This window comes from Candidatus Igneacidithiobacillus taiwanensis, from assembly GCF_031962545.1.
GTDB classification, from domain to species: Bacteria; Pseudomonadota; Gammaproteobacteria; order Acidithiobacillales; family Acidithiobacillaceae; genus Igneacidithiobacillus; species Igneacidithiobacillus taiwanensis.
This window is the reverse complement of sequence record NZ_JAVRKK010000134.1, coordinates 1-5718: the sequence shown is the minus strand read 5'-3', so window position 1 is coordinate 5718 and position 5718 is coordinate 1. Positions and strand designations below refer to the sequence as shown.

Sequence of the window (5718 nt, the reverse complement as noted above, 5' to 3'; positions counted from 1 at the left end):
TAGCGGAGATTTACTATGTCTAGGTGCAGCCGTTTTTTACTACAAGTTGGGCCGTGTAAACACGGCACGACAGCCCCACTCGGCTATGCCTCGCAGGGTGTCTCAACTTGCCAAAGGGCGCTGCCCTCTGGACTCTTGCCATCGCTCGACACAAGGTCTCGCAATGGCTAAACACCGCCGCCCGCCTGCCCAGAGCAAGAAGCCCGCCGCCGATATGAAGATGCGGGTGCTGTCTTTTCGCGTGACTGATGAGGACTATCAGCGTATTCGGCAATGGGCAGAGTTGGCCGGATTAACACCGGGGCAGTTTGCACGCGCACGGGCGCTAGGAATGCCAGTGCAGGCTAGAGGCGATCTTGCATTGATAAATGAACTGAGGAGACAGGGCGGGCTTTTGAAGCATATCGCTATAGAGACAAGGCAACCGTGGGAGAAAGTAGAGCCTGCAATAAACGATGTGAGGGCGGCAATTACAGCAATCAGGGTGAGCTATGATCGGGAAGCTGATACCAAATCCATACTCTGATGGTGGTCATGCTTCCCGTGCAGCGGGACTGGTACGGTATATCACCGCACCACAGAACAGCCACGAAAACGAAAAGTGTATCTACTCCAATTCTCTGAACTTTGTCAGCGATACCGTAGAGGATCAGATCGCTGAAATGGCAGCCTTGGCACATGCACCACGGCGCAGTAGCAAAGACCCGATCATGCACATTGTTTTGGCGCTCAGAGAAGGCGAGATACCAACAACAGAACAAGTTGATGAGATGGTACAGATCACACTCAAGGAGCTAGGCCTTGAGGGGCATCAATGCGTGTATGGGTTACATGATGATACTGAAAATGCTCATGTTCATTTAGCTATCAACAGAGTAAATCCAGAAACCGAGCGCGTTATCGAGGTCAACAAGGGATTCACAAAAAATGCCGTGCAGAGGGTAGTGGCTCGCATCGAGCATGAGCAGGGCTGGATACCATCTGAAAACGCAATGTACCGTGTTAATGAACAAGGTGAGGTTGTACTTAACAATAGATCACATAAGGAAAGAGTAAGGGGCAAAGCCAGAGACACCGAGATTCGTACCGGCGAAAAGTCAGCGCAGCGTATCGGCATTGAAGCCTTGCCGGGCATTCTCAAAGAAGCGCGTGACTGGCAGCAGTTTCATAAACTAATGGCGGCAGCAGGGATGCAGTACGATCCCAAGGGTGGTGGCGCTGTCATTCATGTTCAGATCGGGGATGAGCAACAAACGATCAAGGCATCCCAAGCCTCTCGCCAAGCCAGTCTCGGCAACTTGGAAAAGAGATTCGGCAAGTTCCAGCCGCCCGCCAAAGAACCGGGGATTAAGGTACGAGAGCCGGAACCGCTACGCCCTGATGCCCCACAATGGAGCGAGTACAGAAAAGCCAAAGACGAGCACTACCGCGCATACAAAGAAAGAAAAGCAATCCTGCAACAGCAGATCGCAAAGGCGCGGCAGGAGCTACGGGAAACGCAGAAGCGGGAGAGACGAGAGGTATTTTCTGGCAAATGGCGCGGGCATGGAGCAGAGCTTAACTTGTTACGCTCAGTTGTAGCAGCAAAACAGGCGGCACAGCGGGCAGAGCTTGAGGACTGGGTAAAGCAGCAACGCAAGCAGCATGGCATCGATCCATTTCCTACTTACGAGAAATGGCTTGAACAGCAAGGATTGGTACTAGAGGCCCATGCATGGCGCTATCAAGAGCGAGAAAACGTAGCAGTAGGGAAAGAGCATACGCCAGCAATACCGCGTGATATTCGTGCTATGACACCTGTCATTGACGGTGATGTTGTTAGATACAAAAAGGACAACGACCTAAAGTTTACCGATTACGGACAAAAGATCGTGTTTGATAAGACAGATCGGGATAGTGTACTGGCTGGATTGCAGCTATCACAGCAGAAATGGCCGGGTGGATTCATCGTTACTGGAAGCGATGAATACTTACAGCAATGCGCTAAGTTAGCGGTAGAACACAACCTCAAGATTACCAATATCGACCACTTGATAGCAGCAGAGCGAGAAAGGGTTAGGCAGGAAAAGGAGAGGGCAGCTATGGAAGCGCGGCAAGCACAGCGGACTCATCCAGCGTATGAGCAGTTCCGCCTTATGCACCAAGGCCTCGGGGCCGATAGCTACAAGGTGCAGGTGCGCGATCCGATCAGTGACGTAGGCGGCAGCGTAGGCCGTGGGCTTGGTTTTCCAGAGCAGCTATCCAAGGACGGTAAGCCTATCCCGCTGATCCCCGCTGATAAGGTAATAGACACCCTTTTGACTACAGAAAAAAAGGTGACTGGGCCTGAAAAGTGGTCTCCTATCCTACGGCCCGTATCTGCTACCAAGACCTACATCCTTGTCGATGACCTCGATGCGGCCAAGCTAAAGGCGCTCAAAGAAGCGGGATTCCGGCCCGCTTATGTCCAAGAGACAAGCCCCGGCAATATGCAGGCTACCCTTGTTATCCCGAAGATCGAGGACAGGAAAATTGCAAACGCTGTGGCTACAGAGATCAAGCAAGCCCTCGGTGGCGATGCAGCATGTAATGGGGCAGATCACACCATGCGGATACCCGGCTTTGAAAATGCCAAGGAGAAACACCGTGGCAAGGGTACGGATGGGCGAGAGTATCCAGCCGTCAAAGTCATTGAGGCCTCTGGCGGGATATGCCCCAAGGCCTCACAAATCGCCAGAGACCTTGTTAAGCAGCAAGGTATCCAACAGCAACGGGAGACAAGGCAGGAGAGAGTATCTACGTCACCAAGGCCCGTAGCAGACCTTACAGGGTCAGAGATCGGCTATGTGTGGGACAGACTTGCCGAAAAGCACATCACAAAAGCGATCCCCGGCCCATGGAAAAGCGAGCATGACTGGCTCATGGCTCTTGCGCTACGGCAGTGTGGATACAGCAAAGATCAAGTCACGGATGCTCTCATCAAGCTATCGCCGCGATTTGATAGAGGCACGAGCGACCAGTCTTGGCACGAAAAGCACGAGCGCACCGCAGAAAAGGCATTTTCCACCTTCGGCACATCGCAGCTTGCCAAGTATGAAAAATACCATGCCGGATGGATAAAGGACCGTGACAGTGCTTTGGTCATCCGGGATCGGGATATAAAGCGCATGGAGCGAGAGAAGCAGATAGCTGTTTTGCGGAAAGAATCAATACCGTGGGATGGTAATGCAACCAATGCAAAAGTTGTCTATATCGACAACGACAGATGCTTTGTCAGATCAAATACCGGAATCCACGAGATTCCGCACAAAATCGAGTACAAAGATCGTCCAAAGGTCGATGATTCCGTAACAATAGCAAGGGAAAAAGATGGGCAGGTATCTATCAAACAAGCAATTGTGATAACAAGACCGATGAAGAAGGAGAGAAGCGTCGTAGAGTTGTGACTTTTGAGCGCCTGACGGCGGGTCTTAGCCCCCGCCCACAGGCTAACCACCGTGTGTAAGTGACTAGGAGAGACACAATGGCTATTAACATTATGGAGGCATTTACCAATACTCCGCCAGAGCTTGATTTTATCTGGCCCGGTTTCCTCGCTGGCACCGTCGGCGCACTGGTAGCCCCAGGCGCGACCGGAAAGAGCTTCTGGGCGCTTGAAGCGGCTATGGCAGTCGCTTGCAGCGCAGATAGCGGCGATCTGCTAGGCCTCAAGCCTAAGCATACCGGGCGAGTGGTCTATCTGGCCGGGGAAGATCCCGAACCCGCCCTTGTCCGGCGTGTCCATGCCATAGGTAAGCACCTTAACCAGTCGGCCCGCGAGGCCATCGCGGAACACCTCACGCTTGAGCCGGTCATGGGTAGCCGAATGGACATCATGAACGAACGACATCTTGCCCGCGTGATCGAGTTCTGCACCGATGCCCGGCTAATCGTGCTGGACACCCTGAGCCGCATCCACGGCTTGGACGAAAACAGCAACGGCGATATGGCAAGGCTTATCTCGACATTGGAGCATATCGCAGCTACCACCGGGGCATCGGTGCTATTCCTGCACCACGTCAGCAAGGGCAGCGCCCGCGAAGGACAGACCGATCAACAACAAGCAGCCCGCGGCGCGTCAGCATTGATCGACAATGCACGATGGTGCGGTTTTGTCGCAAGAATGACAGAAAAAGAGGCTGAACATCTAAGTGATCGCCCCTATGACAAAAAACCCATTGGTAGTGAGCGGCGCAAGTTTTTCCTACGCTTTGGCGTAAGCAAGCAAAACTACGACGAACCACAGGACGATTGCTGGTATGTTAGGGTAGAGGGTGGTGTGCTACTGCCAGTTGATCTTTGTGCAGCCGTCAAAGAGCAAAAAAAAGGAGGCCTCGATGACACAGCGACATATTAAACCTGCATACGCAAAGATTGATGCCGCTCATGTATTAGATGGTCTGTTTGTTCCGACATCCGGCAAAAAGCGCGAAAAATTGTTTGTGCCACTTCGGAAATTCGGAAACTGCAAGATCGGCTTCCAAGGATTCGATCAGCTAGGGGCCTTTGACCAGTCGATCCTTTTGGCTGTCTCCGCGCAACTTGGGATCGACGGCTTGCGAATCGAAGCCAAACCAAAGGGTCCAATCAGTCAGCAACTACGCAAAGACATATACAAGCCGAACAAAGCCGAAGATGACGGCTCGGACCTGCGAACCAAGAAAACCAGCCTGCGAAGCCTGCTATTAGATGCTGGAAGTAAGGACATAGAAGGCGGCCATGCGTTGCAACTGGTTAAAGACAGCCTGAATCGTCTATCCAATGCACAAATCCGAGAGATCGGCAGCGATGGATGGGACCGGCGCTGTAATCTCTTGTCAGTATCCTTCAATGAAAAAACTGGCGAGGTCTTTGTCGCTGCTAATCCGAGACTGTCCCAAGCTGTTTTTCGGGGACAGCACGTCAAAGTATCCCTTTTTGAGCGGAATTTGCTGAACAGCCAGGCGGCAAAGATTCTCCATTGCTGGCTGTCTAGCAACATTCGACTTGGAAAAACTCTAGGAAATGGCAACGGAGCGCAGCTAGACACGTTGTTACCGCATGTGTGGGGCATTGAATCAATGGAAAAAGCGTCAGCCAAAGTTAAATCGACGCGGCGCAGTCAGTTGCGAGATGCGCTAAACGAGATCGAATCAGCAACAAAACGCCTTGGGATACCTTGGGTAGTCGATCAGACAAGCAATGGACTTGTTTCAGTATCAAGGCCCAAAGAGCTATGCATCGAGGACAGAAACTTTGATACGCCACATGAACTGGAAGAACTGTATGAGGAAATGCGAGAGCTTGAAGCCGAAGCAGATGATCAACCTGACGACTGGGTAAGCCCTCCTATCGAAGACTGGTATTCAGGCCGGTTGTAACTGCACACCCCCGTACTAGGTGTTTACCACCCCCGTACTAGGTGTTTACCACCCCCGTACTAGGTGGTAATCGGGCGGCTCAAAAATTCACACCCCCGGATAAGGTGGTAATCACCCCCGGATAAGGTGGTAATCACCCCCGGATAAGGTGGTAATCGACGATGGGCAAAAATCTGGCATAACGCTCTGATTATAAAAATGTTTTTAGCAACCGCAAAAATCCGGTCTAGTAGATTCTATAAGTATCTACTATGCGCGGCTTACAGCCGCCGCACTATGGCGGCGTCTGAAGCCTTGCTGAAACCCGCCCCTATCGGGGCTAGAAAAAGCAACAACCCGC

4 protein-coding genes are annotated in these 5718 nt (G+C 52.1%); all 4 read left to right on the top strand.

From position 1 onward, the window contains the following. The first annotated feature begins 163 nt into the window (after positions 1-163). The 4 genes from RTI30_RS12050 (at position 164) to repC (ending at position 5378) form a co-directional block, all read left to right on the top strand. Positions 164-526, top strand: coding sequence for a plasmid mobilization protein (locus RTI30_RS12050; protein ID WP_312283853.1), 363 nt, complete (start codon positions 164-166; stop codon positions 524-526). Next, a complete protein-coding gene (traI, locus tag RTI30_RS12045) occupies positions 492-3425 on the top strand; it encodes a TraI/MobA(P) family conjugative relaxase (RefSeq protein ID WP_312283852.1) in 2934 nt (977 codons plus the stop codon). The genes RTI30_RS12050 and traI overlap by 35 nt, the downstream gene beginning before the upstream one ends. Positions 3426-3502: 77 nt before the next feature. Beyond that, the gene (locus RTI30_RS12040; protein WP_312283851.1) at positions 3503-4375 is read left to right on the top strand and encodes a helicase RepA family protein; all 873 of its coding nucleotides are present in this window, start codon (positions 3503-3505) and stop codon (positions 4373-4375) included. Further along, the gene (repC, locus tag RTI30_RS12035) at positions 4356-5378 is read left to right on the top strand and encodes a replication protein C, IncQ-type (protein ID WP_312283850.1); all 1023 of its coding nucleotides are present in this window, start codon (positions 4356-4358) and stop codon (positions 5376-5378) included. Before RTI30_RS12040 ends, repC begins: the two co-directional genes overlap by 20 nt. Positions 5379-5718: the final 340 nt, after the last annotated feature.

Coding starts and splice junctions, on each gene's coding strand:
- traI (WP_312283852.1), top strand. CDS start 492: ATGATCGGGAAGCTGATACCAAATCCATACTCTGATGGTGGTCATGCT.
- RTI30_RS12040 (WP_312283851.1), top strand. CDS start 3,503: ATGGCTATTAACATTATGGAGGCATTTACCAATACTCCGCCAGAGCTT.
- RTI30_RS12050 (WP_312283853.1), top strand. CDS start 164: ATGGCTAAACACCGCCGCCCGCCTGCCCAGAGCAAGAAGCCCGCCGCC.
- repC (WP_312283850.1), top strand. CDS start 4,356: ATGACACAGCGACATATTAAACCTGCATACGCAAAGATTGATGCCGCT.